Here is a 24,919-nt window from a genome sequence, read left to right as displayed (position 1 = left end):
CGATCGTGGCCGATGCGGTGCCACAAACGCAAACGGCCGCCCGAAGGCGGCCGTCGCGGCAACAACCGAAGTTGTTTATCAGGCCTTTTCGGCCAGACGGGCAGCCTTGGCGGCAGCAGCGGCAGCCAGGTCTTCCTTGATGCGGGCAGCCTTGCCTTCCAGGCCACGCAGGTAGTACAGCTTGCCGGCGCGGACCTTACCACGACGCTTCACTTCGACCGAGTCGATGATGGCGCTGTGGGTCTGGAACACGCGCTCGACGCCGTAGCCGTGCGAGATCTTGCGCACGGTGAACGAGGAGTTCAGGCCGGCGTTCTTGGTGGCGATGACGACGCCTTCGTAGGCCTGCACGCGCTCGCGGCTGCCTTCCTTCACCTTCACGTTGACGACAACGGTGTCGCCCTGGCTGAACTTCGGCAGTTCACGGGTGATCTGGGCGGATTCGAATTCCGCGACGATGGACTTGTTCAGCTTGCTCATGGGTTACACCGATTCTTGTTCGGGTGGGCGTGTCGTATCGACAACGTAGGCTCATGCAGTCACCGGACTGTGCTGCACGTTTGTTTTGGGTACTGCGCACGCCGGCCGGGGCCGACGGGAATTGGCCATGATAGCCGATAAAGCCAGCCCTGCGCTAGGGGCTGGCCTTGTGTTTCTGGGCCTGGCGGCCCTGTTCCAGCAGTTTGCGGTCGGCCTTGCCCAGCGCCTGTTCATCCAGCAGGTCCGGGCGCCGCTGGGCGGTACGGACCAGCGACTGCTGGCGGCGCCAGGCGGCGATGGCCGCGTGATTGCCCGAACGCAGCACCTCCGGCACGTCACCCAGCGGGTGCTGGGCCGGCTGGCTGTAATGCGGGCAGTCGAGCAGGCCGAGGTCGCCCTCGAAGCTGTCCTGGGCCGCCGACTCGGCGTCGTTCAAGGCACCATCCTGCAGCCGGGCCACGGCGTCGATGATCACCGCCGCCCCCAGTTCGCCACCGGACAGCACGTAGTCGCCGAGGGAAATCTCCTCGTCGACATTGGCTTCCAGGAAGCGCTCGTCGATGCCTTCATAGCGGCCACAGAGCAGGACCATGCGCGGCAGCGCCGCCAGTTCCCGCACCTTGGCCTGGGTCAGCGGCGCGCCCTGCGGGCTGAGGTAGATCACCCGTGCCGGGGTCGGATCGGCCTCGCGGATCGCCTGCAGGCAGGCCTGCAGCGGCTCGATCAGCATCACCATGCCCGGGCCACCACCGAACGGACGGTCGTCCACCCGGCGGTAGTTGCCTTCGGCGTAATCACGGGGGTTCCAGCCATGCAGGCTGAACAGCCCCTTCTCCTGCGCACGCCCGACCACGCCCAATCCAGCGGACTGGGCGAGGAATTCAGGGAACAGGGTGATGACGTCGAAACGCATGCTCACACTCAGAACTCGGGGTCCCAGTCGACCACGACCAGGTTGGCCTCGAAATCGACCGACTTGACGAAGTCCGGCTGCACGAACGGAATCATCCGCTCGCGGTCACCGCGGACCACCACTACGTCATTGGCGCCGGTGCTGAACAGATGCGAGACCTGGCCCAGGGCAACGCCCTCGGTGGTCTTCACATCCAGGCCTTCCAGATCCACCCAGTAGTATTCGTCGGGTTTCGGCGGCGGCAAGGCACTGCGCGCCACGTAGATCTCGGTGCCGCGCATCGCTTCGACCGCATCACGGTCCTCGACGCCGGGGAAACGGGCGACCAGGTGCTTGCCGCTGTCGCGGCCACGCACACCTTCAATCGTGGTTTCCACGCCGGACGGGCTGCGCACGATCCACGGCTGGTAACGGAAAATGGCGGAACGTGGCTCGGTCCAGGACTCGAGCTTGATCTCGCCGCGCACACCAAAAGCGCCGACAACCCTGCCCAGCAGGATGCGGCGCTCGATATCTTTCATCTGCTTCAACCAAGAGGGCCACGCCGAAGCGTGGCCCGTCAGGATCAGGCCGCAGCGGCCTGGGACTTGGTCGCTTCCTTGATCAGGTTGCGGACCTTGTCGGTCGGCTGGGCGCCGTTCTTGACCCAATGGTCAACGCGGGCCAGGTCCAGCTCGATGCGCTTCTCGGCGCCCTGGGCGACCGGGTTGTAGAAGCCAACGCGCTCGATGTTGCGGCCGTCGCGCGCGCTGCGCACGTCGGTGACGATGATGTGGTAGAACGGACGCTTCTTGGCGCCGCCGCGGGTCAGTCGAATCTTGACCATGGTGTTTTTCCTATTGCCCAGTCGCCAGGATGGCGAGGTAAGCGGGCGATTATAGCGGCAGAGCCGGGCCGAGCCAACCCCAGGCACCTGCTCCCGGGGTCAGATCCCTTTTGCCGCGCAAAAGGGATCTGACCCCAGCGCGTCCCACGGCACGCCCGCCAGTACCGCCCTGCCCTGTTCAGCCAGCGCCTGCGAGCCCGGCAGGACCTGCCCATCGATGGCCTCCAGCGCCCACAGGCCGCTGGCATTGCAGGCAAAGGCCGCCTTCACACCGGCCAGTGCCGCCCTCGGCAAGGGCCGGGTCACCTGCGGGCCGGGCCAATGCTGCTTCAGCAGGCTCTCGGCCGTACCGCGCAGGGCTGGCGCGCGCGGCCAGAGCAACTGATGGCCGTCGTGCACGGCCAGGTTCCAGGTCGTGCCTTCGCTGATGCAGTCATCGCTGCCGACCAGCAGGGCATCGTCGAAGCCCTCGGCCAGCGCCGCCCGACGCTGCGCGAACAGGCCGAACGTACCCACGTGCTTGATCTGCGGCAGCTCGCGCTGCCAGGCCACGCTGCGCACACGCTTCGGTGCACTCAGCGTCACCGGCGCGGACACCGCCACCAGCACATCCACCGGCACGGCAGCCAGCGGATTGCGGAAATCGAAGTGGCGCGAATACACGGTCACCCGCAGCGAGGCATCGGCCTGCCCTGACTGTCGTACTGCCAGCGCCATCCATGCCTGCACCTGCGCGGTGTCAAGCTCGCTGCCGAACAGTTCACGCGTTGCCTGTGACAGCCGCGCCAGATGCAGGTCCAGCCCCTGCACGGCATGGCCACGCACCTGCAGGGAAGTGAAGTGACCGTAGTTCACCAGCGCCGGCAGCAGGTCCTCGACCCGTGCCGGTTGGCCGTTGCAGGTTACCGTCATCGCAGCAGCGCCTGCGCCTGTTCCCACATGCCACGCAGCACCTCGGCCGCCGGTCGTGCCGGCGCCATCCATGCCGACTGCCCGGCCCAGGCCTGCATCGCCGCCAGTTCATTGCGCTGCGCCGCTTGCTTGCGCATCGGCGCGGTCAGCCCGCGCTGCACCGGATACGGGCGTGGCGCGGGGGCGCCTTCCGCCGCGGCCGCGCGCACATAGGCCGTGGCCAGGCCACGACCCAGGCGCCCACTGAAGGCGCGGGTCGGCCAGGTGTCTTCCGGTTCGCTGGCGGCCAGCCCATCGGCCCAGGCTGAGGCAATGGCTGCTTCGGGCGTGCGCAGGAAGGCGGTGCCGATCTGCACCGCACTGGCGCCCAGGGTGAGTGCGGCGGCGATGCCGCGACCGTCGGCAATGCCGCCGGCGGCAATCACCGGAATCTGCAGGTGATCGGCCAGGCGCGGCAGCAGCGCGAACAATCCCACCAACTGGCGTTCGGCCATCGCCGGGTCGAACGAACCACGGTGGCCACCCGCCTCCACGCCCTGCGCCACCACCGCATCGGCACCGGCGTCCTGCGCTGCGCGCGCTTCGGACAACGTGGTCGCGCAGGCAATCCAGGTGATGCCGGCGTCCTTCAGTTGCTGCACGTGGCGTGCCTGCAGCACGCCCATGATGGTCGAGGCCACCGCCGGGCGCGCGGCCAGCAGCGCGGCGAACTGTTCGTCGAAATCGGCAGGCGTGGCGTCGGCAGCACTGGCCGGCACGTCCGGGCCCCACTGCGCGAGGAAGCTGCGGCTGGCGGCTTCGGCGGCGACATCGCGGGTCGGTGCCGGGTCCGGCACCCACAGGTTCACCTGCGCCGGGCCGGTCGAGGTCTCGCGGAAATCGTCCATCCAGCGCCCGATGTCGGCCGATGACGACAGCACCGCGCCCATCGCGCCCATGCTGCCGGCATTGGCCAGCGCGGCCGACAGCGGCACCGGGCAGGCGCCGGCCATCGGCGCCAACAGGATCGGGACGGAAACGTCAAAGCGCCGGCAGAACGCCTCGACGCGGGAAGTTACAGCGGAACTCTGCATGACGGCCCATCGTTTCGGACAGGCCCCCATGGTGCGCGCAGGACAGGGGTAGAGTCGAGCTTGCTCGACTACCGTGCGCCAGGAGCAGTCGAGCAAGCTCGACTCTACGGGGCAGGCAAAGGCGCGCGGCGCGTACCGCTCGCCGGCGGCTCAGCGCGCCGCCACCGCGTAGGTGCGGACCAGCTGGCTGTCCATTTCCTCATTGAAATGGAAGGTCACGTAGCGCGCATCATCAGCGGCAAACTCCGCCTCGGCCGATGCCCGGCCGATCTCGGTACCGTCGGCGTCCAGCGCGCGGGCCACCAGCTTGCCCTTGAAGGCCTTGTCGGCCACCACGTACACCGCCGCTTCCTTGGAACCCATGCCACGGCTCTTGCCCAGGGTGACGGTCAGGCCGCGTGCGGCCAGGCCCGGATCGGCCTGAAGCGTCACATTCATGCGCTTGTCCACGCCCTCGCCCAGGCCTGCGACGAAATCGGCCGCCGTGCCACTGATGGCACTGCCGGCCTTCTGCGACACCGAGGTGTCGTCCTTGCATGCGGTCAGGCCCAGGGCCAGGACCATCACCACGATCACTTTGTTCATGAACATTCCCTTGTCAGATACGGCAGGTAGTCAAGCAATACGGGCCGTGGCATGCAAGTGCCGATCCCGGCACCTGCGCCCTGCCCTCGCGCCGGTCAACGGAACGGCATGCCACGGCCGCCCATGGCGCCCATCATGCCCTTCATGCTGCGCAACATGCCCTTCATGCCACCGCCGGCCATCTTGCTCATCATCTTTTCCATCTGCATGTACTGCTTCATCAGCTTGTTGACGTCGGCCGGGGTCACGCCCGAGCCCTTGGCGATGCGCGCACGACGCGAGCCGTTCAGCAGGTTCGGATTGCGCCGTTCCTTCTTGGTCATCGAACCGATGATGGCGATCATGCGCGGTACTTCCTTGCCCTGGCTGACCTGCTGCTTCAGATGGTCGGGGATGTTGCCCAGACCCGGCAGCTTGTCCATCAGGCCGCCGATGCCGCCCATGTTCTGCATCTGCTCCAGCTGGTCGCGCATGTCGTTCAGGTCGAATTTCTTGCCCTTGGCGACCTTCTCGGCCAGCTTGGCGGCCTTGTCCTTGTCGACCTGCTGCTCGACCTGCTCGACCAGCGACAGCACGTCGCCCATGTCCAGGATGCGGCTGGCGATACGGTCCGGATGGAACACATCCAGGCCTTCCGGCTTTTCGCTGACACCGACGAACTTGATCGGCTTGCCGGTGATGTAGCGCACGCTCAGCGCGGCACCACCACGGGCGTCACCGTCGGTCTTGGTCAGCACCACACCGGTCAGCGGCAGCGCATCGCCGAACGCCTTGGCGGTGTTGGCTGCGTCCTGGCCGGTCATGGCATCGACCACGAACAGGGTTTCAGCCGGGTTGACCGCCGCGTGCAGGGCCTTGATCTCGGCCATCATCGCTTCGTCGATGGCCAGGCGGCCGGCGGTATCGACCAGCAGCACGTCGACGAACGACTTGCGCGCATCGTCGATGGCGGCGCGCACGATGGCTTCCGGCTTCTGGTCGGCGCTGGACGGGAAGAACAGCACGCCGACCTGCTCGGCCAGGGTCTTCAGCTGCTCGATCGCGGCCGGACGGTAGACGTCGGCCGAGACCACCATCACCTTCTTCTTGCGCTTTTCCTTCAGGTGCTTGGCCAGCTTGCCCACGGTGGTGGTCTTGCCGGCACCCTGCAGGCCGGCCATCAGGATGATGGCCGGGGCCGGAACATTCAGGTTCAGGTCGCTGGCTTCGGCGCCCATCACCGCGGTCAGCTCGTCGCGCACGACCTTGATCAGGGCCTGGCCCGGGGTCAGCGACTTCAGCACTTCCTGGCCGACCGCACGCACCTTGATGCGCTCGATCAGGGCCTGCACCACCGGCAGCGCGACGTCGGCTTCAAGCAGCGCGATGCGCACTTCGCGGGTCGCCTCGCGGATGTTCTCCTCGGTCAGGCGGCCACGGCCACGCAGGCGCTCGATGGTGCCGGAAAGGCGCTGGGTCAGGGACTCGAACATGCGGCGCAACCTGTCTGAAAGCGGGGGACAATAAGGCAGACAGTATAGCGGGTCCGCCCCACCGCCCGCGCCGCGACGCCGCGGCCGTCGCCACCACGGCGGGGGTATGCGAAACTGCAACGATGACAATCGTTCTCATCGCCGTCCTGCTGTACCTGGCTGCCAGTGCCCTGCTGGTGCGGGCGCTCGGCCGCGATGAAACAGCCGGCTCGCCGATCTGGCTGTGGCCGGCCCTCCCGGCGATGCTGCTGCATGGCGGCTACCACGTGATGGTGGCGATGCGCACCAGCGGCGGCCCGGACATGCATTTCTTCGCCGCGTTGTCGCTGGTCGGTCTGGGCATGGCGTGGCTGACCTCGCTGGTCGGTGCGCGCGGGCGGATGTCGGCGCTGGGGGTGGTGGTGTTCCCGCTGGCCGCCGTCCTGCTGCTGGCCTACCACGGCTATGGCCACGAACCGAGCAAGGTCCTGGGCTGGCGCCTGGCCAGCCATGCCTGGCTGGCGCTGCTGGCCTACGCCACGCTGAGCATTGCGGCGCTGCTGGCGATCATGCTGTGGCTGCAGGAACGCGCCCTGCGCCGCCGTGAGTTCCGCCCGTGGCTGCGCGCCCTGCCGCCACTGGCCGACCTGGAATCGCTGCTGTTCCGGGTGATCACCGTGGGTTTCGCGCTGCTGACCCTGACCCTGGTCACCGGCGTGCTGTTCGTCGACGACCTGTTGGCGCAGAAGCTGGTGCACAAGACCGTGCTGAGCGTGCTGTCGTGGATCGTGTTCGGCGTGCTGCTGATCGGTCGCCGCCGCTACGGCTGGCGGGGCATGAAAGCCGTGCACTGGACACTGGCAGCGATGCTGTTGCTGCTGCTGGCGTTCTTCGGCAGCCAGTTCGTGATCGAACTGGTGTTCGGGCATACGCGATAGAGGGCGTGCCGACCCACGGTCGGCACCCACCCCAACATCACATGGTAGTGCCGGCCGCTGGCCGGCGTGGATGCCGCAGGCGGTTCAGGGCACCGGCTGCGCCAGGATCTTCCGCACCGAACGGCCGCTGTTGGTGAGGATGTCATCGACCTGCCAGCACCCCTGGCCCTGGCGCACCATCGGCAACCGGGTCACGTAGGCAGCCTTCCACACCGAGTACCGCATTTCGACCTGGCCGGTAGTCGCCGAAGTCTGTTTCCAGCTGTAGCGCACCGGGCTGTCGATGTCGCCGTCCTGCGCGTCCAGCCACGGGTCCGAATCGATCGTGCAGATGCCTTCCTCGCGCTGCTGGCAGGCGCGCTCGCCACGCAGTGCCTTGCCGAAGGCCGCGCTGACCAGTGCAGCCGGCGGCGCCAGCAGATCACCATTGCCGGTCGTCGCCTCGTAGAAGGCGCGGGCCACAGCCGCAGGCTCCTGGCAGGCAGGTACAGCCTGTACGGCCGGCGCCAGCAGCAGGCCGGCCAACATCAACATCCCTGTCTTTCGCATTGTGTTCGTCCTTGAGGTAGTGCCGGCCGCTGGCCGCCAGTTGCAGATATCCAAGGGGTTGCCGGCCAGCGGCCGGCACTACCCGATGCCAGGACTACAGCCCGTAGCGCTCGATCACATCCAGGTGCGGCTGGCGGTCCTGGTCGCAGGCCTCGGCCAGGCGCAGCCAGCAGTGCGGATGCGGCCAGCCCGCGGTGGCCTGCTGCAGGAAACGATGCAGCGCCAACGGCGCATGGTCCTGCGGCTGGGCGACCGTGAACAACAGGCCAGGCAGCGTTCCATCCGGCGCATCCGGATCGGTCACCGTGTAGTCGGCGCGGCTGTGTGACCACACCTGCCAGCCCTGTGCCTCGGCCGATTCGACCAGCGCGTTCCAGGCGTCTTCGCCCGGGTGCGCGCCATCGATCAGCCAGCTGCGGGCGAAACCGCCGCGCTCCAGCACATGCACCTGCGCGTAGGTCGGGATGAAGTGCTGGCGCGCCTCTTCCTCCTCCGGCGCCGGATGCACCAGGGCGGCATCGAACACCACCCAGTCGCCGACCTGCTGGGCACGGTTGGCCGGTGCGTTCTCGACGATGCGCGCGGTCACCGGGCCACTGCGCCGGGCGTAGTACTCCATCGGCTCGCCCTGCTCTTCGCTGCGGATGATCACCCAGCCCCAGGGCTCCTCGACAACGCCCTCCTGGCTGGACAGCTCCATGCCGATGGCCGCCGCCGAGCGACGTACCGCATCCCAGTCACGCGCCGCGCTGGCCGCGCTCATGTGATCCCAGTGGGCGGCGTTGGGGTCTTCCAGCAGCTCCACCAGCTGTGCATAGCAGGCCTGCGCCTCGCTGAAGCGCCCGGTCTCCATGTACATGCGTGCCAGCGTGCCGCGCGCGCCGTTCGAACCCGGCGACAGCGCCAGCAGCGCCTGCGAGGCCTGCTCCAGCGCCGGCCAGTCGGACACCCGGCGCGCACGCTGCACCTCGCACCAGTGCGCGAACACCGGCACGCTGGCGCGGTAAGCATCGGCCAGCTGGCGCAGGCCCTCGTCGTCGCCCTGCTCGGCCAGCCAGCGCATCAGCGTATAGGCGGCCGCGCCATCTTCGTGCAGATGTGCCCGCACGAACCGCCACAGCAACGCGCGGGCTTCGGTCTGCGCGCCGCACGCATTGAGTGCCGAGGCTGCCATCTCGGCCAGCGCTTCATCGTCAGGACACTGCGCATGCGCCTGCAGCAGCCACTGCGCTTCGCGCTCGGGGTCCCGTGCCTGGTCCTGTTCGCCCTGCGCACTCAGCCAGGCCAGCAGTTCGGTGGCCGGCACCGGCAGCGGCGCTGCTTCCGGCAAGGCCGCGATGCGTGCGGCCAGGCCGGCCACCAGCGCCGCCGCACCGCGGTCCTGGCGCAGCTGCGCCAGATGGGTACGGGCCAGTTCCAGCTGGCGCTGCGCCACCCAGCGCGCGCCACGCTGCAGGGCCAGCTCCAGGCTCAGTGCCGCCACCTCGATCAGCAGACGGTGCGAACCGACCCGGGCGAAGTGCTCGATGATGGTGTTGAAGCGGGTGCCCAGATCCCAGGTATTGCGCTGCGGATCGCGCTGGCACAGTGCAGCGGCCGTGTTGGCCCACAACCGCCAGTAGGTCGGGGTCAGTTCGCTCCACGGCACCAGCTGCTGCAGTGCTTCTTCGTCGCGTCCGAGCTGGGCCAGCGCCCAGGCCTTGGACAGACGGCGCGGCACCGTGCAGTTGGCCGGCTCGTACTCGCCGGATGCGGCCACTTCGGCTTCGCGCTTCTCGATCAGCGCCAACGCTTCTTCGGCACGGCCCATGCCGAGCAGGATCTTGATCTGCATCTCCGGGAAGCTGTCGAACACTTCCTTGCCGCAGGCCTCGATCGCGTCGGACTGCACCTGCAGGTACGCCAGTGCATCCTGGCCACGGCCATCATCGAGCAGCGCATCGGCCTTCTCGCAGCTCAGGCACTGGAAGCAGGCCCAGCTCGGATCGATGCGCGCCAGCGTTTCATCGCACACCTCGATGCGCTCGGGCACCCAGCCCGGGCCGTCAATGTTGCCGTAACAGGCCGCCAGGTCCTGGGTCACGCAGATCGACTGCGGGCACTCCAGCGTATCTTCGCGATGCGCACGTTCGAACAGCGCGACCGCCTCGCCCAGCGCACTCTCACCCTCGACGCGGTTGCCGACGCGGTTGCGCAGCGCCCAGTGGCCGACGTAGACGTCGACCCACGGGTTGTCCAGCGCCTTGCCCAGCGCGCGCGCTTCCGGCAGCAGGGCGTCGACGCGATCGACGTGCAGCTCGCTCACCTCGTCGGCGAGCCGGTTCAGCAGATGCGCATTCTGCGCCTGGCCGGCCTGGCGCAGGTCACCCTGCAGTTTTTCAACCCAGTTCCAGATGTCCATGGGGTCATTGCTCCTGTCTAGCGAAGGCTGGATGAGAAGGTGCGGTGCTCAGCGCAGCATCTGCTGCAGAGCACCGGCGATATCGGTAAAGGCGCCGTTGAGATCGGGGGCGGGCGTGGCGGTCGCACGTGCCAGCGGGCGCCCCTGCGCGGCGACGATGATCTTCAGCGAGCGCAGCAGGCGCGCCGCCGCTTCGGCCTGTGGATGGCCCTCGCGCTGTGCGCGCAGCAGCGCCTGCACGGCGGGATTATCGAGGTTGAGGTACAGCCGCGACGGTGCACGCGACTCGATGCGCGCGGTGAACTGCCGCGCCAGGCGCAGGGCCGCCATCGACACACGCTTGTCGTTCTCGTCGTCTTCCAGGCGCTGCTTCAGTTCGGCCTCGCGGTCGGGCACCACCACCACCGGCAGCGCCTCGGGGCTGAAGCGCGCCGGCAACAACTGTTCGCCGTCACCGAGCTGCTCACGCAGCCAGGCCAGCTGGGTTTCGTCGAGGCTGTCGTCGCTGCGGAACAGCGCGCGGTTACCCTGCTCGGTGCCCAGTTCAACCAGACGCAGGCCCTTGGCCTGGGCCCAGCGGCGCAGGAACGGCACCACCGCGTAGCGATGACCATGTGCCACCGGCACGCCCATCGCGCGGAACAGCATCTCCTCGAAACCGCCGCCGTTGTCGAGAATCACGTGCACGGCGCCACGGGCCGGCAACGCGCTGGCCGGCAGGTCGCCCTGCGAAGTCGGCACGCGCACATGCTCCATCAGCAGCTCGAACAGGCGGTCATCACACAGTGCGGCGCCCAGCAGCGCCTCGTTGTGACGGGTCAGCACCCGCCGCCATGCTTCCGGCTGCTGCCGCGCAACGTCGGCCAGGCCATCGATCAGCGCTTCCAGCAACGCATGCTGCACGGCGCGGTACTGGTCATCGCGCTGCAGATCCTCACGGCTCGCCGTCGGCGTCAGCCGCGAGGATTCGATCACCCCACCGATGAAGCCGGCCCACGGCGGCAGCAGGTCGCGCGCGTCATCGTCCAGCAGCATGCCGCGCACGAACACCGACAGGTTGCGGTTGTCGCTGGTGCCATAGGTGGCGCCATCCTGCACCCACAGCAGGCCGGTGGCATCACTGCCGCCGTCGGCGCGCAGCGGCACGGTGACGATCGGTTCGAAATCGTGCTCGAAGCGCGCAGCGAACTGCAGCGCCTGCCGCCGCGCCTGCACCGGATGCAGGGCGACCTCGCCCTGGCCGCGCCACGGCGGCGGCTCGGGATTGAGCGCCTCGGCCGCGCCACCGATGAAGATCGGCTCGGACAGCAGCGCGCAGTAGCGGCCCAGCACCTCGTGCAGGCGCGCCTCGTTGGCCAGCGGCAGGAAATCCGGATGCAGCTCCAGTTCCACCTCGGTGCCGACCGCACGCGCCGGCACTTCGCTGACGGTGTACTGCTCGGCGTTGCTGGACACGTACAGGTGGCCCTGCTCCGGCGTCTGGTAGGAGGTGGTGCGCACACTGACGCGGCGTGCCAGCACGAACGCCGAGAGGAAACCGAGGCCGAACATGCCGATCAGGCCTTCATCGTCCTCGCCGCCCTGGCGCAGGCCACGGGTATAGCCGACGCCGACGGTGGCCAGGTAGTCGTGGATTTCCTGGCGGGTCAGGCCCGCACCGGTATCGCTGATGCGCAGCACGCCCGCACCGGCATCGACCTGCACCGAGATGCGCGAAGGCACCTCGGTACCGGGTTGCTCGATGCGCCGGCGGATGATCGAGTCGTGCGCGTTCTGCACCAGCTCGCGCAGGGCCACCACCGGGGTGGAATACAGGTGCTTGCCCAGCACCGTCATCAGTCCATTGAGATCAACCCCGGCACGACGGATTTCGGCGTTGGGGGAGATGAGCGCGGTGTCCTGCATGTAATCGTTTACTCCTGGGCACGGAAAGACGCCAGAGGGCGTCTTCGTCGAGCGGGAAAAACTAGCACAGGCAGGCTGACCGTTGCCGTGTCGGCTGCCGCATCCCCGTAACGTCGAGCTTGCTCGAAGGCTGTTCGCTCTTCGTAGCGTCGAGCTTGCGCGACGGCTGTTCGCTCTTCGTAGCGTCGAGCTTGCTCGACGGCCGTTTGACCAGCAGTCAAGCAAGCTCGACTCTACCGTCGGTGCGTTACGCGGCGTCGATGGCCTCGGACAGGCGCTCCACCGCGATCACCTCCATGCCCTTCACCGACCCGCCCTTGGGCGCATTGGCCTTGGGCACGATGGCGCGCTTGAAACCATGGGTGGCGGCTTCGCGCAGGCGGTCTTCACCATTGGGCACCGGGCGGATCTCGCCGGACAGGCCGACCTCACCGAAGGCGATGGTCTTTTCCGCCAGCGGACGGTCCTGCAGCGAGGACAGCACGGCCAGCAGCACCGGCAGGTCGGCGGCGGTCTCCTGCACCCGGATGCCACCGACCACGTTGACGAACACGTCCTGATCACCGACCAGTACGCCGCCGTGGCGATGCAGCACCGCCAGCAGCATGGCCAGCCGGTTCTGCTCCAGGCCAACGGCGACACGGCGCGGGTTCGACAGCGGCGAGGCATCGACCAGCGCCTGTACTTCCACCAACAGCGGGCGGGTGCCCTCGCGGGTGACCATCACGCAGCTGCCGGGCTGGTGGGTACTGCCACCGGACAGGAAGATCGCCGAGGGATTGGAGACTTCCTTCAGGCCCTTGTCGCCCATCGCGAACACACCCAGCTCATTGACCGCACCGAAGCGGTTCTTGAACGCACGCAACAGACGGAACCGGCTGCCGCTCTCCCCTTCGAAGTACAGCACCGCATCGACCATGTGCTCCAGCACGCGCGGGCCGGCAATACCGCCCTCCTTGGTGACGTGACCGACCAGGAACACCGCGGTGCCGGTCTCCTTGGCGAAGCGCACCAGCCGTGCCGCGCTCTCGCGCACCTGGCTGACCGAGCCGGGTGCGGCGGTCAGGCTCTCGGTCCACAGGGTCTGTACCGAGTCGGCCACGATCAGCCGCGGGCCGGCCCTGGAGGCGTGCTGCAGGATCGATTCGACGCCGGTCTCGGCCAAGGCATTGACGCCATCCAGCGGCAGCTCCAGCCGGTGCGCGCGACCGGCCACCTGCGCCAGCGACTCCTCGCCGGTCACATACAGCACCGGCAGTTCGGCCGCCATCTTCGCCACCGCCTGCAGCAGCAGGGTGGATTTGCCGATGCCCGGATCGCCACCCACCAGCACCACCGCGCCTTCCACCAGGCCGCCGCCCAGTACCCGGTCGAATTCACCGATGCCGGTGCTGACCCGGCGATGCTCGGTCTGCTCGACATCCTTCAGCGCGGTGATCTTCGGCGGATCGATCTTGCCCGCCCAGCCGGCCCGTCGCGAGGCCGGCGCCTTGGCCGCGGCGGCGCTTTCCAGGACGATCTCCGACAGCGAATTCCAGGCGTTGCACTCGGTGCACTGGCCCTGCCATTTGCTGTACTCGGCGCCGCATTCATTGCAGACGTAGGCGGTACGGGCTTTTGCCATCGGATGATTTCCAGCAACGGGAACAGGCGTGGCAGGATAGCCGAGCCTGGTCGCAGCTGCTGCGACCGCTCAAGTCCCGCCCACCCGCGCCGATAGGGGTCGCGGGCGTGCGCCTTGCGGCCGCCCCTTCCTTTCCCACTGGATTCAACATGACTGGCAGTTACAGTCAGAGCCTGGTCGCCATCTCGCTGCTGGTGGCCATTCTTGCCTCGTACACCGCGCTGGACATGGCCGGTCGCCTGGCCACCGCCGAAGGCCGCGTGGCGCGCTGGTGGCTGGCCGGTGGCGCCGCCGCGATGGGCCTGGGCATCTGGTCCATGCACTTCATCGGCATGCTGGCCTTCAACCTGCCGATTCCGGTCGGCTATGACCTGGCCATCACCCTGTACTCGCTGGCGGTGTCGATCGGCGCCTCGGCCTACGCCTTGTGGCTGGTCTCGCGCCCCAGCCTGCCCTGGCGCCGCCTGATGGCGGGCGCGGTGTTGATGGGCCTGGGGATCGCCGCCATGCACTACCTGGGCATGGCGGCGATGCGCATGCAGCCCGGCATCGACTACCACCCCGGCTGGTTCGCCGCATCCATCGCGGTGGCCATCGGCGCGGCCGGCGCCGCGCTGTGGATCGCCTTCCGCCTGCGCGCCGAACAGCGCAACACGCTGCGCCTGCGCCTGCTGGCATCACTGCTGATGGGCCTGGCCATCGTCGGCATGCACTACACCGGCATGGCCGCCGCGCGCTTCCCGCAAGGCAGCATCTGCGGCGCGGTCGGCAGCGGCGCGATCGACACCCGCTGGCTGGCGATGCTGGTGATCGTGACCACCGTGGCGACCCTCGGCATCGCGCTGGTGACCTCGCTGTTCGACCGGCAGATGCGTGTGCGCACCGGCCTGCTGGCCGACTCGCTGGCGCATGCCAACGACAAGCTGATCCAGGCCGCGCTGCATGATCCACTGACCCAGCTGCCCAACCGCATGCTGCTGCAGGACCGTATCGAGCAGGCCATCGAGAAGGCACGCCGGCGGCAGCACGCCGTGGCGGTGATGTTCTGCGATCTGGACGGCTTCAAGGCGGTCAACGATGCTTATGGCCACCAGCTCGGCGACCGCCTGCTGGTGGCCGTGGCCGAACGCATCGGCAGCCAGCTGCGGCCACAGGACACCTTCGCCCGCCTGGGCGGCGACGAGTTTGTGATCGTGCTGGCCATCGACACCCCCGATGACGCGGTGGTGGTGGCCGAGCGCATCATCGCCGCCGCCGGCGAACCGTTCACGCTGGACGCCGCCGAACTGCAGGTCAGCGCCAGCCTGGGCATCGCGCTGTATCCGGACGATGCCAGCAACGAGCGCGAGTTGATGGCACACGCCGACGCGGCGATGTACCACACCAAGGAAACCGGCCGTAACGGCTATACCTTCTTCACTCCCTCGATGCAGCTCAGTGCCAACCGGCAGCTGCGCCTGCTGCAGGACCTGCGCAAGGCGATCGCACGCGGCGAACTGGTGCTGCACTACCAGCCCAAGTTCCCGGCCGCCGGTGCCCCGGCCACAGGCGCCGAGGCCCTGCTGCGCTGGCAGCACCCGGAACTGGGCCTGCTGGCGCCGGACGTGTTCATTCCCATCGCCGAGCGCAGTGGCCTGATCCTGCCGATCGGCGACTGGGTGCTGGACCGCGCCTGTGCGCAGCTGCGCGCATGGCACGACGCCGGGCATGGGGAATGGACGATGGCGGTGAACCTGTCGCCGCTGCAGTTCGCCTCGCCGGCGCTGCTGGACAGCGTGCGCGAAGTGCTGCAGCGGCATCGCATCGAACCGGCGCGACTGACCCTGGAGATCACCGAAACCACCGCGATGAAGGATGTGGACGCCAGCCTTGCGATCCTCAACGACCTGACCGCGATGGGCGTGCACATTGCCATCGATGATTTCGGCACCGGCTATTCCAGCCTGCTGTATCTCAAGCGCATGCCGGCCACCGAACTGAAGATCGACCGCGCGTTCGTGCACGATCTGGAATGCAATGCCGAAGATGCCGCCATCGTCTCCTCGATCATCGCACTGGGCCGCACGCTGCAGTTGCAGGTGGTGGCCGAGGGCGTGGAGACGCAGGCGCAGCGTGAATACCTGAGCGCGCTGGGCTGCGACCAGCTGCAGGGCTACCACCTGGGCCGGCCGATGGAGGCCGACGAGTTCCTGCGCCGGGTGGGCTGAGGTTTTGCGCTGGGGTCGGATTCCTTGCCGCAGGCAAGGGCTCTGACCCCATCCACGCATGGCGTGGATCCACTGGTAGAGCCGGCCGCTGGCCGGCTTCCCGCTATTGCCGGCCAGCGGCCGGTTCTACCACGCCGCAACCAGTTGCAGGCGCAGGCGCAGCGCGATGCGACCAATGGGATCAACCGGTAGAGCCGGCCGCTGGCCGGCTTCCCGCTATTGCCGGCCAGCGGCCGGCGCTACCACGCCGCAACCAGTTGCAGGCGCAGGCGCAGCGCAATCCGACCAGTGGCATCAACCGGTAGGGCCGGCCGCTGGCCGGCTTCCCGCAATTGCCGGCCAGCGGCCAGCACTACCCGTCCACAGGAAAACAGAAAGGCCGCCCCGAAGGGCGGCCTTTCTGCGTGGCAACGTCGCGAAGACGTCAGTGCATCATGTGCACGTTCATGTTGTGCATGACCCACAGGGTACCGACCACGATGATGCCGATCACCACCACGGTGAAGGCCGCAGCGTTGACGTTCCAGCGGCTTTCCGAAGAGCGGTCCAGGTGCAGGAAGAACACCAGGTGCACCAGCATCTGCAGGACCGCAGTGATGGCGATCACCACACCGTTGACGGTGCGCGAGAAATCGCCCGACATCACCATCCAGAACGGGATGACGGTCAGCACCACCGCCAGCACGAAGCCGATCAGGTACGACTTCACGGTGCCATGGCTTTCGCCGCCGGTGCCGTGGTCGTGTGCATGGTTGTCATGTGCCATTACAGCGCTCCATTGAGGTAGACGACGGAGAACACGCCGATCCAGATCAGGTCCAGGAAGTGCCAGAACAGGCTCAGGCACGCCATGCGGGTCTTGTTGGTCGGGGTCAGGCCGTACTTCTTCAGCTGCACGAACATCACCAGCAGCCACAGCAGGCCGGCGCTGACGTGCAGGCCGTGGGTACCGACCAGGGCGAAGAACGCCGACAGGAAGGCACTGCGGTCCGGACCGTAGCCCTGGTGGATCAGGTGCTGGAACTCCCACACTTCCATGCACATGAAGCCGAAGCCCAGCAGCCAGGTGATGGCCAGCCACAGGTACATCTGGCCCATCTGCTTGCGGTGCATGGCGATCATGCCCAGGCCGAAGGTCAGCGACGAGGTCAGCAGCAGCGCGGTTTCCCACGCCACGAACGGCAGCTCGAACAGGTCCTTCGCGCCGGGGCCACCATCGGTACCGCCGGCCAGCACCACGTAGGTGGCAAACAGCGAGGCGAAGATGAGGCAGTCGCTCATCAGGTACACCCAGAAACCGAAGACGGTGTTGCCGCCGGTGTCGTGGTGCTCGTGGTCGTCATGGCCATGGGCCGCCGCGTGCGCGGCGTGCCCGTGGCTCAGGGTCGAGGTATTGGTGCTCATGCCTTCAGCTCCGACTTCACCAGGCCCTGGCTTTCCAGGTGCTTGCGGTGTTCGTTCTCGATGCGTTCCACCTCGGCGGCCGGGACCCAGTAGTCCACGTCCTGGTCGAAGGTGCGGTAGATGAACGTGGCGATCATGCCGACGAAGCCGACGATGGCCAGCCACCAGATGTGCCAGATCATCGCGAAGCCGAACACCAGGCTGAAGGCACCGATGACAACGCCCGTGCCGGTGTTGCGCGGCATGTGGATGTCGGTGTACTTGGCCGGCTTCGGCCAGGCTTCACCACGCTGCTTGCGCTCCCAGAAATCGTCCAGCTCGGTGACTTCCGGCAGCGTGCCGAAGTTGTAGAAGGCCGGCGGCGAAGAGGTTTCCCACTCCAGCGTACGGGCATCCCACGGATCGCCGGTCAGGTCGACGGTCTTCTTGCGGTCGCGGATCGACACGGCCACCTGGATGATCTGGCACAGGATGCCGGCACCGACGATGAAGGCACCTGCGGCAGCCACCAGCAGCAGCGGCTCGTAGGCCGGGTTGACGGTGCTCTGCAGGCGACGGGTCATGCCCATGAAGCCCAGCACGTACATCGGCATGAAGGTCACATAGAAGCCGATGAACCAGCACCAGAACGCGCACTTGCCCCAGAACTCGTTCAGGCGGAAGCCGAACATCTTCGGCCACCAGTAGGTGATGCCGGCGAACATGCCGAACACCACGCCGCCGATGATGACGTTGTGGAAGTGGGCGATCAGGAACAGGCTGTTGTGCAGCACGAAGTCGATGGCCGGGATCGCCAGCATCACGCCGGTCATGCCGCCGATGGTGAAGGTGACCATGAAGCCGATGGTCCACAGCACGGGCGTGGTGAACTGCACGCGACCGCGGAACATGGTGAACAGCCAGTTGAAGATCTTCACGCCGGTCGGGATCGAGATGATCATCGTCGTGATGCCGAAGAAGGCATTGACGTTGGCACCCGAGCCCATGGTGAAGAAGTGGTGCAGCCACACGATGAACGACAGCACGCCGATGCAGGCGGTGGCGTAGACCATGCCCTTGTAGCCGAACAGCGCCTTGCGCGAGAAGGTCGCGATGACTTCGGAGAACACACCGAACGCCGGCAGGACCAGGATGTACACCTCCGGGTGACCCCAGATCCAGATCAGGTTGATGTACAGCATGGCGTTGCCGCCACCGTCATTGGTGAAGAAGTGCGTACCCAGGTAACGATCCAGGGTCAGCAGCACCAGGGTGATGGTCAGCACCGGGAAGGCGGCGACGATCAGCACGTTGGTGACCAGCGCCGTCCAGGTGAACACCGGCATCTGCATCAGCTTCATGCTGGGGGTACGCATCTTCAGGATGGTAATGAAGAAGTTGATACCGCTCAGCGTGGTACCCAGGCCTGCGACCTGTAGACCCCAGATGTAGTAGTCCATGCCGACGCTTGGACTGTATTCGATGCCCGACAACGGCGGGAACGCCAGCCAGCCGGTGGCGGCGAACTCACCGATCCACAGCGACAGCATGATCAGCACCGCGCCGGACACGAACAGCCAGAAGCTGAGCGAGTTGACGAACGGGAACGCGACGTCGCGCGCACCGATCTGCAGCGGCACGGCCAGGTTCATCAGGCCGGTGATCAGCGGCATCGCCACGAAGAAGATCATGATCACGCCGTGGGCGGTGAAGATCTGATCGTAGTGGTGCGGCGGCAGGTAACCCTCGGACCCGCCGACGGCGAGCGCCTGCTGGGTACGCATCATGATGGCGTCGGAGAAGCCGCGCAGCAGCATGACGAAGGCGACGATGAGGTACATCACGCCGATCTTCTTGTGGTCCACCGAGGTGAACCACTCCTTCCACAGATAGCCCCACAGCTTGAACTTGGTGATCAGGGCCATGACGCCCAGGCCACCCAGCACCGCGCCGACCAGGGTGGTCAGCACGATCGGATCGTGGGGGATCGACTCAAGAGAGAGTTTTCCCAACATGTTCATTCTCCCGAACCCGCGTGGCCGGCATGGCCTGCGTGTTCGTGTTCGGTGGCGTCCAGGTTCTCACCCGACTCCTTGGAATCATGCGCGTCACTGGGGGCGTGACCCTCGTGCGCTTCATGGCTGGCGGCATCGGCAGCGGCGGCACCGGCATGTTCGTGCTTCATGCCGTAGTGCTTGTTGTCGCCCATGTGCTTGGCGATGACCCAGTTGAACAGGCCTTCTTCGGTCTTGCCGAAGTAGGTGACCGGGTACCACTCGGCGTTGCGTGCTTCACCCAGCGCCTTGAACGAGGCCTTGTCCAGGGTCTGTTCGCCGGCACGGACCTGGTCCAGCCACTGGCGGTATTCGGCATCGGTGACCGAGTAGGCGGTGAAGTGCATCTTGGCGAAGCCCGCGCCGCTGTAGTGCGAGGACATGCCCGGGAATTCACCGGTCTCGTTGGCGATCAGATGGAGCTTGGTCTCCATCGCGGCCATCGAGTAGATCATGCTGCCCAGGTGCGGGATGAAGAACGCATTCATCACCGTGTCGGACGTGATCTTGAAGTTCAGCGGGGTGTTGACCGGGAACTTGATTTCGTTGACGACCGCCACCTTCTCTTCCGGATAGATGAACAGCCACTTCCAGTCCAGCGAGATCGCCTCGATGGTGACCGGCTTGACGTCCGATTCCAGCGGCTTGTACGGGTCAAGCGCGTGCGACGAACGCCAGGTCAGGACCGCCAGCACCAGCACGATCATGCAGGGGATCGACCACACCACCACCTCGATCGCCGTCGAGTGGGACCACTTCGGCTCGTACCGGGCCTTGGTGTTGGAGGCGCGATACTTCCACGCGAAGGTCAGGGTCATGATGATGACCGGGATGACGACCAGCAGCATGAGCACGGTGGCCGTGATCAGCAGGGTCTTCTCATCCTGGCCGATCTGGCCCTTCGGACTGAGGATGGCCACCGCATCGCAACCGGTGAGCATCACCAGCAACGACAGCAGCAGGCCCGGGCGCAACCAGCGCCCAAGGGTTTTCAACGGAATCATCGGTCGATCCAATTGCGAGGGAATGCCGTTCCCCGTCCTGCCCGCTCCGGCAAAGCCGGTCCCGCCTGTGGTGAGACAGGCAGTGAGGTGGGGTCGAGTCAGCCTTTCAATTTTAGGCCGTCACCCACCATTTAAGAAAGACATTGACAATGATCGGGCGCAGGAAAGGCGCCAATCTGGCTGCGACACGTTGTCGCACCGCGCACCGGCGGGGGCAGATCACCACAGGACGCGCAGCGTAGCATCAGGCCGCCGGGCACCGACGCAACAGACCCGGCAAAGTTAACTGAACATATTCAGGTAGCAGCATCTGCACTGGGAGGATGGATCGGATGGCAAGGCCGTTTGTTGTTGAGCGCATCGACCACGTGGTGTTCCGGGTTCGCGACCTGGCGCGCAGCGTGGTGTTCTACGGACAGGTGCTGGGCTGTGAGGTGGTGCGGCGGCGCGATCACCTGGGTCTGGTGCATCTGCGTGCGGGGGCATCGATGGTCGACCTGGTGAGCCTGGACGGCCCGCTGGGCCTGCGCGGCGGGCGCGGGCCCGAGGCAGAGGGGCGCAACACCGATCACCTGTGCCTGCGCATCACCCCCTTCGACGAGCCTGCCCTGGTCGCGCACCTGCAGGAACTTGGGGTGCAGGTGGCCGGGCCGGCCGACGTCAATTTCGGCGCCGAAGGTGATGGGCTGTCGCTTTACTTCACCGACCCGGATGGCAACACCATCGAACTGAAAGGCCCCGCCGACGGAGCCACGGCATGAGCAGGGATGACGAGCCGGACGCCGCCTGCGCGGCAATCGGCGGCCGAGCTCACTGTTCTGCGGCGCTGGCTGGCCTCGCCCATCGCGCAACGCGCAACACGCAACACGTGATCGCCCTGCTCTGCACCGGGCTGCTGATCGTGCTGGCCTGCAATCCGGATCTGCTGCCGCTGTTGCCAGTGGTCGATGCGCTGGAGCTGGATGTGGTCGCGTAGTTGTCGGGAGCGCAGCTGATGGCCACCCCGCCCTGGCTGCGGGTTCGGGGCGGCCAATTCACGCGCACCGGTGGACGATTGGCGGGCTGCGCCCTGGCCGGAGCAGCGGGCGGTTATCCGCGAGCGCTGGGGTGGGCATGGGCGCGCTCAGCAGCGCTTGTGCGGCGGAACAGATGAATCCAGCTGGCCAGGAAGGAAGCCTGCGCCGGATTCAATATGCCACCGCGTCATCTTCGATTGCCGCCGATCAGTGACGTGTTCGCCTCGCCCCGCGATGCGTGAACAAATCATGAACCAAAAATAAATGTAACTGGGGGAAATCGGCACGATGCAGCGTTTGCATACCCAGCAAACGGGGATTCGAGTGTCGATGTGTCCGGCCACCAGAACAGCGCAGGGCCGCCACTGACAGCGCATTGAATTGTGTGGAAAACCTGCCTGTGGAATGTTCTGGATTCCGCGCAGGATGCCTGCGCCCACACCGATCCGGAATGGCGGTCATTGACCCTGCATTCCACCAAGGGAACCAGATCGACCAATGAACAAATGGCTTGTCGGAACAGTCGTTGCGGGTGCAGTGGCAGCGATCACGCTTACCACGATCTACTCCAACGCACGGCAGACGCCCGCGCCTGCCGCCGGTGCAGGTACCGTCTCGGAAGTGCAACACCGGAACGGCAGCGCTTTGGCACCGTCGCTTGCGGCGGCGCAGCGGCTTGAGGCGGAGATGAAGATACCACAGGGTTCATTCAAGCCCATGGGATCCAAAGCCTACGAAATCATCCGCGGCAACCGCATCCGGCCTCCTGGTGATGCACTGACGCACGCAAGGCAGTTGATCGACCGGTCCAGATCAGGTGACGCGAACGCGGCCTACGACGTCTACCTGACCGTCAGAGAGTGCCAGACCTTCGCCTCCCAGCACGCGGACGAACTTGCGGACTCGGCCAGATCGGTTGGAAAGGAAGGGCAGTTTCTGCAGCGATCCGAGCGGATGCTCAAAGAGTGCGAATCCCTGATCCTGGACAAGGACATCTATGAGGCGGATTGGTTGTCCACTGCCGCGGCGATGGGCTCGCAGTCCGCAATGAGGACGTATGCGAACTCGCCGGAGGACGTCCTTGGCTCACTGGACAAGGCCGTCGGCGATCCGGACAAGGTGGCCGAATGGCGGAGGAATGCCCAGCAATACCTGACGGATCTTTCCAGCCAGGGAAACGTCTCTGCCCTCTGGGATCTGGCCAGCGCCTACACCTACGGTGGCGTCGTCGACGCAGACCCTGTCATGGCCGCCGCGTACTCGCGCGTGGTGAACAGGGTGAACTCCAGTTTCATCACCCCGGACCAGGTGTCCGAAATCGAAAGGAGGTTGAGCGCAAAGGAACTGATGCGAGTGAAGTCTGCTTCTGACGAGATCTACAACAAATGCTGCGTTAAACAATAGGGGATGCAAGCATGCAGAGTAAGTGTTTCGGAGAAACTGCAGTTTTCAAGGGAATGATCTATGCCTCGACTCTTGCGGCAGCGTTGTGCGCAGGCATTGATACTGCGGATGCGGCCAGTCGTGCCGGCATTCTGCAGTGCAGTCACTGTGCGGTAAGTACGCCCGACCCGGACGGAAGCACCCGCAGTGTCCTGCTGGGCGAAGAAGGACGATTGAATGCCTGGGGAGCCCAGGGGCTGAAGACGGGCGATACCCTGGTGGTCTGCAACGGCATCGAATGCGTTGAGTACACTTGGCGAGGCAATGACCGGTTCAATTCCGGAACGGTCATTTCAACGGTCCTGCCCCCGCCCGCACAGGGTGGCGGTGGCGGTGGCGGTGGCGACTTCGGCGGCGGCTACGGCGGTGGAGGTTGGGACGGCTGGGGTGGTGGTGGTGGTGGTGGCGGTGGCGGTGGCGGCGCTTGCTGCGGCCGGGTCGAAATCGGCCCCATCGAACAGCAGTGAAGACCAGCTGTGAACACATGGGCAACTGCAGCCGCATTGCCGTCGCGTGGCCAATCATGAAACACGCTTGAGCCTGCAGTGGCCTGGAGACTGATCATCTCCGGGTAGCAAGACGGCGGATCCTGGTACTCGAGCAGGGATCCGCCAAACGTTGGCGATTGAAGAACCTCGAACGCAAGGGAGTCAGCCTGCACTCCGGGATTCCGCCACGCCGTGTACCGGGCGCCGGAAGCGGACGCGTACACAACACATCGCCGCCATCCGTAGGGCGCGACAAAGAATCACACAAAGTCACTACTGCAACCGCCCCACTCAAGAACACCGATGGCCAAGCCTCGGAGCCTTGTGCGACCCCATTCTGCACATCGCCTTGTCCAGACCCAAGTCGGCCAACGGACATTTGTGCTTGCGGCTCTCATCTTCCAGCAGCCGCATGCGCTTGTGCTCAGATGGTTCCAGCTCCCGCGCTTCTTGCACTACACATGAAAGGCGCCCTCAACGATACCCATCCTGCAGTGAATCTTCGCCACCGCACTCCCACTCCCGGTTCTGCCGGCTCGCGCGATCTTCGCCTCGACCCATTGTGAGTTTCCCATCACATGGATTCTCGTTGCCACGGGGCCATGCCGGTCTGGCCTCCGCCTCACGGGAGGCAGCCCTACCACCCCTGATTTCCATTCAACATATCTGGAATGGAAAGCAATTGTGAATCAGCGCCCCATCTCCACCGTTGTGGTCGCAGCGTCTGCGGGAACTGTCGATTCAACCCCGATCGCCACCGGTCGGTCCGGAGTTGTGGCGATAACCTCGATGCAGCAGGTCGGCGCACATGCTTGGGAAACGGAAACTGGAGGCGTAGCGGATGCTGCGCCTGTGAGCGCGACGATCAGAACAACGACCCAGGAAGCAGTACGCGCGATCATTTTTCCCCATCTTCCTCGATCTGGAACTCGCTACAACACCGCCACAAGCGCGGCTCACGGAGCCTGTCTCAAACAAGTTCAACAGATCACCACCCGTACGGGCCAGGTTCCGACCTCTGCCATATCCCGGCTTGTAGCCGGGAAAGAGCCCCGAAGCATGCCCGAGCATTCATGGCAGCGGGACGGGCATGAAGGAATTTGATGGCCTCATCTGGGTCAGATGCGGTGTGCAGGCCGGGAACAATACGAACGACCAAGCGCCTGGGAAGCCGGAGCTGGAGCTGGAGCTGGAGCTGACCACTAGGTTCTGCCATCCCGGGTGCCGGCCAGCGGCAGGCACTACCGGAGCACAAAAAAAGCCCCGACCAAGGCCGGGGCTTTTCATGCAACTGGTGCCGGAAACAGGAGTCGAACCTGCGACCTACGCATTACGAATGCGCCGCTCTACCAACTGAGCTATTCCGGCCTAGCAGGGAATTGTAGGGGGTGGCGATCAGCAGGTCAATCGAGGTCGGCCTGCAGGCGCTACCCCTGCCTGCCCCTGCTGCTGCGGATCGACTGCACGGTCAGCACCCCGAAAAACACACAGAACAACGAAAGTCCGGCCAGGGCAACGTCGTGCATGGCGCCCAGCTGTCCGCTGCTGGCCCGGCTCCACAGGTAACGCGTCGCCAGCAGGAAGATCAGCAGCGCGACCGCCAGATTGATCCACTTCATGCTGGCCCTGAACGTCGCCTGGGTCATGGATGCATCATTCCCTCTGCA

At 66.0% G+C, this 24,919-nt stretch carries 23 protein-coding genes and 1 tRNA gene; 6 read left to right on the top strand and 18 right to left on the bottom strand.

Annotation, left to right across the window (positions count from 1 at the left end; genetic code table 11):
* Window positions 1-78 precede the first annotated feature (78 nt).
* From rplS to ffh, 8 genes are all read right to left on the bottom strand, one after another.
* Window positions 79-480, bottom strand: a complete 402-nt coding sequence (gene rplS / locus C9412_RS02970) for a 50S ribosomal protein L19 (protein ID WP_005408597.1) — start codon at window positions 478-480, stop codon at window positions 79-81.
* 154 nt (window positions 481-634) lie between these two features.
* A complete protein-coding gene (gene trmD / locus C9412_RS02965; RefSeq protein WP_107230239.1) occupies window positions 635-1,393 on the bottom strand; it encodes a tRNA (guanosine(37)-N1)-methyltransferase TrmD in 759 nt (252 codons plus the stop codon).
* 8 nt (window positions 1,394-1,401) lie between these two features.
* Window positions 1,402-1,914, bottom strand: coding sequence for a ribosome maturation factor RimM (gene rimM / locus C9412_RS02960; RefSeq protein ID WP_049431209.1), 513 nt, complete (start codon window positions 1,912-1,914; stop codon window positions 1,402-1,404).
* A gap of 44 nt (window positions 1,915-1,958) precedes the next feature.
* On the bottom strand, window positions 1,959-2,219 hold the full coding sequence (rpsP, locus tag C9412_RS02955; protein WP_005415733.1) for a 30S ribosomal protein S16: 261 nt from the start codon (window positions 2,217-2,219) through the stop codon (window positions 1,959-1,961).
* Between the two features lie 99 nt (window positions 2,220-2,318).
* Complete coding sequence (locus C9412_RS02950; protein ID WP_107230238.1) at window positions 2,319-3,131, bottom strand: aminotransferase class IV family protein; 813 nt, start codon at window positions 3,129-3,131, stop codon at window positions 2,319-2,321.
* Window positions 3,128-4,204 (bottom strand): nitronate monooxygenase, encoded by a 1,077-nt coding sequence (locus tag C9412_RS02945; protein ID WP_107230237.1) that lies wholly within the window; start codon window positions 4,202-4,204, stop codon window positions 3,128-3,130. The genes C9412_RS02950 and C9412_RS02945 overlap by 4 nt, the downstream gene beginning before the upstream one ends.
* 150 nt (window positions 4,205-4,354) lie before the next feature.
* The gene (locus C9412_RS02940) at window positions 4,355-4,789 is read right to left on the bottom strand and encodes a hypothetical protein (RefSeq protein WP_146160113.1); all 435 of its coding nucleotides are present in this window, start codon (window positions 4,787-4,789) and stop codon (window positions 4,355-4,357) included.
* A 95-nt stretch (window positions 4,790-4,884) separates the two neighbouring features.
* A complete protein-coding gene (gene ffh, locus C9412_RS02935; RefSeq protein ID WP_014036403.1) occupies window positions 4,885-6,261 on the bottom strand; it encodes a signal recognition particle protein in 1,377 nt (458 codons plus the stop codon).
* Between the two features lie 122 nt (window positions 6,262-6,383).
* Here ffh and ccsA point away from each other — a divergent pair, with 122 nt between their 5' ends.
* Window positions 6,384-7,178: a cytochrome c biogenesis protein CcsA gene (gene ccsA / locus C9412_RS02930; RefSeq protein ID WP_107230235.1), complete on the top strand. Its 795-nt coding sequence runs from the start codon at window positions 6,384-6,386 to the stop codon at window positions 7,176-7,178.
* Between the two features lie 84 nt (window positions 7,179-7,262).
* Here ccsA and C9412_RS02925 read toward each other — a convergent pair whose 3' ends face one another.
* The 4 genes from C9412_RS02925 to radA all read right to left on the bottom strand — a co-directional run bounded on the left by C9412_RS02925 (window position 7,263) and on the right by radA (window position 13,657).
* A complete protein-coding gene (locus C9412_RS02925; RefSeq protein WP_107230234.1) occupies window positions 7,263-7,727 on the bottom strand; it encodes a hypothetical protein in 465 nt (154 codons plus the stop codon).
* Window positions 7,728-7,821: 94 nt separating this feature from the next.
* Complete coding sequence (locus C9412_RS02920; RefSeq protein ID WP_107230233.1) at window positions 7,822-10,128, bottom strand: tetratricopeptide repeat protein; 2,307 nt, start codon at window positions 10,126-10,128, stop codon at window positions 7,822-7,824.
* A 48-nt stretch (window positions 10,129-10,176) separates the two neighbouring features.
* Entirely contained in the window at window positions 10,177-12,033 is a 1,857-nt protein-coding gene (locus tag C9412_RS02915; protein ID WP_107230232.1) for an ATP-binding protein, read from the bottom strand.
* A 247-nt stretch (window positions 12,034-12,280) separates the two neighbouring features.
* On the bottom strand, window positions 12,281-13,657 hold the full coding sequence (radA, locus tag C9412_RS02910) for a DNA repair protein RadA (RefSeq protein WP_006425111.1): 1,377 nt from the start codon (window positions 13,655-13,657) through the stop codon (window positions 12,281-12,283).
* A 149-nt stretch (window positions 13,658-13,806) separates the two neighbouring features.
* On the opposite strand from radA, the gene C9412_RS02905 reads away from it, so the two are divergent.
* The gene (locus tag C9412_RS02905) at window positions 13,807-15,864 is read left to right on the top strand and encodes a bifunctional diguanylate cyclase/phosphodiesterase (protein WP_107230231.1); all 2,058 of its coding nucleotides are present in this window, start codon (window positions 13,807-13,809) and stop codon (window positions 15,862-15,864) included.
* 424 nt (window positions 15,865-16,288) lie between these two features.
* On the opposite strand, the gene cyoD is transcribed toward C9412_RS02905, so the two are convergent.
* The 4 genes from cyoD to cyoA are packed head-to-tail and all read right to left on the bottom strand — an operon-like array spanning window position 16,289 to window position 20,305.
* Window positions 16,289-16,630 (bottom strand): cytochrome o ubiquinol oxidase subunit IV, encoded by a 342-nt coding sequence (gene cyoD / locus C9412_RS02900; RefSeq protein WP_005408584.1) that lies wholly within the window; start codon window positions 16,628-16,630, stop codon window positions 16,289-16,291.
* Complete coding sequence (gene cyoC, locus C9412_RS02895) at window positions 16,630-17,268, bottom strand: cytochrome o ubiquinol oxidase subunit III (RefSeq protein WP_107230230.1); 639 nt, start codon at window positions 17,266-17,268, stop codon at window positions 16,630-16,632. Before cyoC ends, cyoD begins: the two co-directional genes overlap by 1 nt.
* Complete coding sequence (cyoB, locus tag C9412_RS02890; protein WP_107230229.1) at window positions 17,265-19,262, bottom strand: cytochrome o ubiquinol oxidase subunit I; 1,998 nt, start codon at window positions 19,260-19,262, stop codon at window positions 17,265-17,267. Before cyoB ends, cyoC begins: the two co-directional genes overlap by 4 nt.
* Window positions 19,263-19,264: 2 nt before the next feature.
* Complete coding sequence (gene cyoA / locus C9412_RS02885) at window positions 19,265-20,305, bottom strand: ubiquinol oxidase subunit II (RefSeq protein ID WP_107230228.1); 1,041 nt, start codon at window positions 20,303-20,305, stop codon at window positions 19,265-19,267.
* A gap of 332 nt (window positions 20,306-20,637) precedes the next feature.
* Here cyoA and C9412_RS02880 point away from each other — a divergent pair, with 332 nt between their 5' ends.
* The 4 genes from C9412_RS02880 to C9412_RS20660 all read left to right on the top strand — a co-directional run bounded on the left by C9412_RS02880 (window position 20,638) and on the right by C9412_RS20660 (window position 23,231).
* On the top strand, window positions 20,638-21,066 hold the full coding sequence (locus tag C9412_RS02880; RefSeq protein ID WP_107230227.1) for a VOC family protein: 429 nt from the start codon (window positions 20,638-20,640) through the stop codon (window positions 21,064-21,066).
* Entirely contained in the window at window positions 21,063-21,281 is a 219-nt protein-coding gene (locus tag C9412_RS20805) for a hypothetical protein (protein WP_258189942.1), read from the top strand. Before C9412_RS02880 ends, C9412_RS20805 begins: the two co-directional genes overlap by 4 nt.
* Window positions 21,282-21,819: 538 nt before the next feature.
* Complete coding sequence (locus C9412_RS02870) at window positions 21,820-22,725, top strand: hypothetical protein (RefSeq protein ID WP_107230226.1); 906 nt, start codon at window positions 21,820-21,822, stop codon at window positions 22,723-22,725.
* A 53-nt stretch (window positions 22,726-22,778) separates the two neighbouring features.
* Window positions 22,779-23,231 (top strand): hypothetical protein, encoded by a 453-nt coding sequence (locus tag C9412_RS20660; RefSeq protein ID WP_181358657.1) that lies wholly within the window; start codon window positions 22,779-22,781, stop codon window positions 23,229-23,231.
* 1,313 nt (window positions 23,232-24,544) lie between these two features.
* Here the strand turns inward: C9412_RS20660 and C9412_RS02860 are convergent.
* Window positions 24,545-24,620 (bottom strand) — tRNA-Thr (locus C9412_RS02860).
* A 59-nt stretch (window positions 24,621-24,679) separates the two neighbouring features.
* A complete protein-coding gene (locus tag C9412_RS02855; RefSeq protein ID WP_107230225.1) occupies window positions 24,680-24,898 on the bottom strand; it encodes a hypothetical protein in 219 nt (72 codons plus the stop codon).
* Window positions 24,899-24,919 lie beyond the last annotated feature (21 nt).

Origin of the sequence: Stenotrophomonas sp. Nf1, from assembly GCF_003028475.1 — a bacterium.
Taxonomy (GTDB): Bacteria; Pseudomonadota; Gammaproteobacteria; order Xanthomonadales; family Xanthomonadaceae; genus Stenotrophomonas.
Note: the sequence above shows the minus strand (reverse complement) of the source record. Positions and strands in the feature narration are given on the sequence as shown.

What these genes read in the sequence shown, in the direction of transcription:
- rplS (WP_005408597.1), bottom strand. Translation starts at nt 480, where the DNA reads ATGAGCAAGCTGAACAAGTCCATCGTCGCGGAATTCGAATCCGCCCAG.
- trmD (WP_107230239.1), bottom strand. Translation starts at nt 1,393, where the DNA reads ATGCGTTTCGACGTCATCACCCTGTTCCCTGAATTCCTCGCCCAGTCC.
- rimM (WP_049431209.1), bottom strand. Translation starts at nt 1,914, where the DNA reads ATGAAAGATATCGAGCGCCGCATCCTGCTGGGCAGGGTTGTCGGCGCT.
- rpsP (WP_005415733.1), bottom strand. Translation starts at nt 2,219, where the DNA reads ATGGTCAAGATTCGACTGACCCGCGGCGGCGCCAAGAAGCGTCCGTTC.
- C9412_RS02950 (WP_107230238.1), bottom strand. Translation starts at nt 3,131, where the DNA reads ATGACGGTAACCTGCAACGGCCAACCGGCACGGGTCGAGGACCTGCTG.
- C9412_RS02945 (WP_107230237.1), bottom strand. Translation starts at nt 4,204, where the DNA reads ATGCAGAGTTCCGCTGTAACTTCCCGCGTCGAGGCGTTCTGCCGGCGC.
- C9412_RS02940 (WP_146160113.1), bottom strand. Translation starts at nt 4,789, where the DNA reads ATGAACAAAGTGATCGTGGTGATGGTCCTGGCCCTGGGCCTGACCGCA.
- ffh (WP_014036403.1), bottom strand. Translation starts at nt 6,261, where the DNA reads ATGTTCGAGTCCCTGACCCAGCGCCTTTCCGGCACCATCGAGCGCCTG.
- ccsA (WP_107230235.1), top strand. Translation starts at nt 6,384, where the DNA reads ATGACAATCGTTCTCATCGCCGTCCTGCTGTACCTGGCTGCCAGTGCC.
- C9412_RS02925 (WP_107230234.1), bottom strand. Translation starts at nt 7,727, where the DNA reads ATGCGAAAGACAGGGATGTTGATGTTGGCCGGCCTGCTGCTGGCGCCG.
- C9412_RS02920 (WP_107230233.1), bottom strand. Translation starts at nt 10,128, where the DNA reads ATGGACATCTGGAACTGGGTTGAAAAACTGCAGGGTGACCTGCGCCAG.
- C9412_RS02915 (WP_107230232.1), bottom strand. Translation starts at nt 12,033, where the DNA reads ATGCAGGACACCGCGCTCATCTCCCCCAACGCCGAAATCCGTCGTGCC.
- radA (WP_006425111.1), bottom strand. Translation starts at nt 13,657, where the DNA reads ATGGCAAAAGCCCGTACCGCCTACGTCTGCAATGAATGCGGCGCCGAG.
- C9412_RS02905 (WP_107230231.1), top strand. Translation starts at nt 13,807, where the DNA reads ATGACTGGCAGTTACAGTCAGAGCCTGGTCGCCATCTCGCTGCTGGTG.
- cyoD (WP_005408584.1), bottom strand. Translation starts at nt 16,630, where the DNA reads ATGGCACATGACAACCATGCACACGACCACGGCACCGGCGGCGAAAGC.
- cyoC (WP_107230230.1), bottom strand. Translation starts at nt 17,268, where the DNA reads ATGAGCACCAATACCTCGACCCTGAGCCACGGGCACGCCGCGCACGCG.
- cyoB (WP_107230229.1), bottom strand. Translation starts at nt 19,262, where the DNA reads ATGTTGGGAAAACTCTCTCTTGAGTCGATCCCCCACGATCCGATCGTG.
- cyoA (WP_107230228.1), bottom strand. Translation starts at nt 20,305, where the DNA reads ATGATTCCGTTGAAAACCCTTGGGCGCTGGTTGCGCCCGGGCCTGCTG.
- C9412_RS02880 (WP_107230227.1), top strand. Translation starts at nt 20,638, where the DNA reads ATGGCAAGGCCGTTTGTTGTTGAGCGCATCGACCACGTGGTGTTCCGG.
- C9412_RS20805 (WP_258189942.1), top strand. Translation starts at nt 21,063, where the DNA reads ATGAGCAGGGATGACGAGCCGGACGCCGCCTGCGCGGCAATCGGCGGC.
- C9412_RS02870 (WP_107230226.1), top strand. Translation starts at nt 21,820, where the DNA reads ATGAACAAATGGCTTGTCGGAACAGTCGTTGCGGGTGCAGTGGCAGCG.
- C9412_RS20660 (WP_181358657.1), top strand. Translation starts at nt 22,779, where the DNA reads ATGATCTATGCCTCGACTCTTGCGGCAGCGTTGTGCGCAGGCATTGAT.
- C9412_RS02855 (WP_107230225.1), bottom strand. Translation starts at nt 24,898, where the DNA reads ATGACCCAGGCGACGTTCAGGGCCAGCATGAAGTGGATCAATCTGGCG.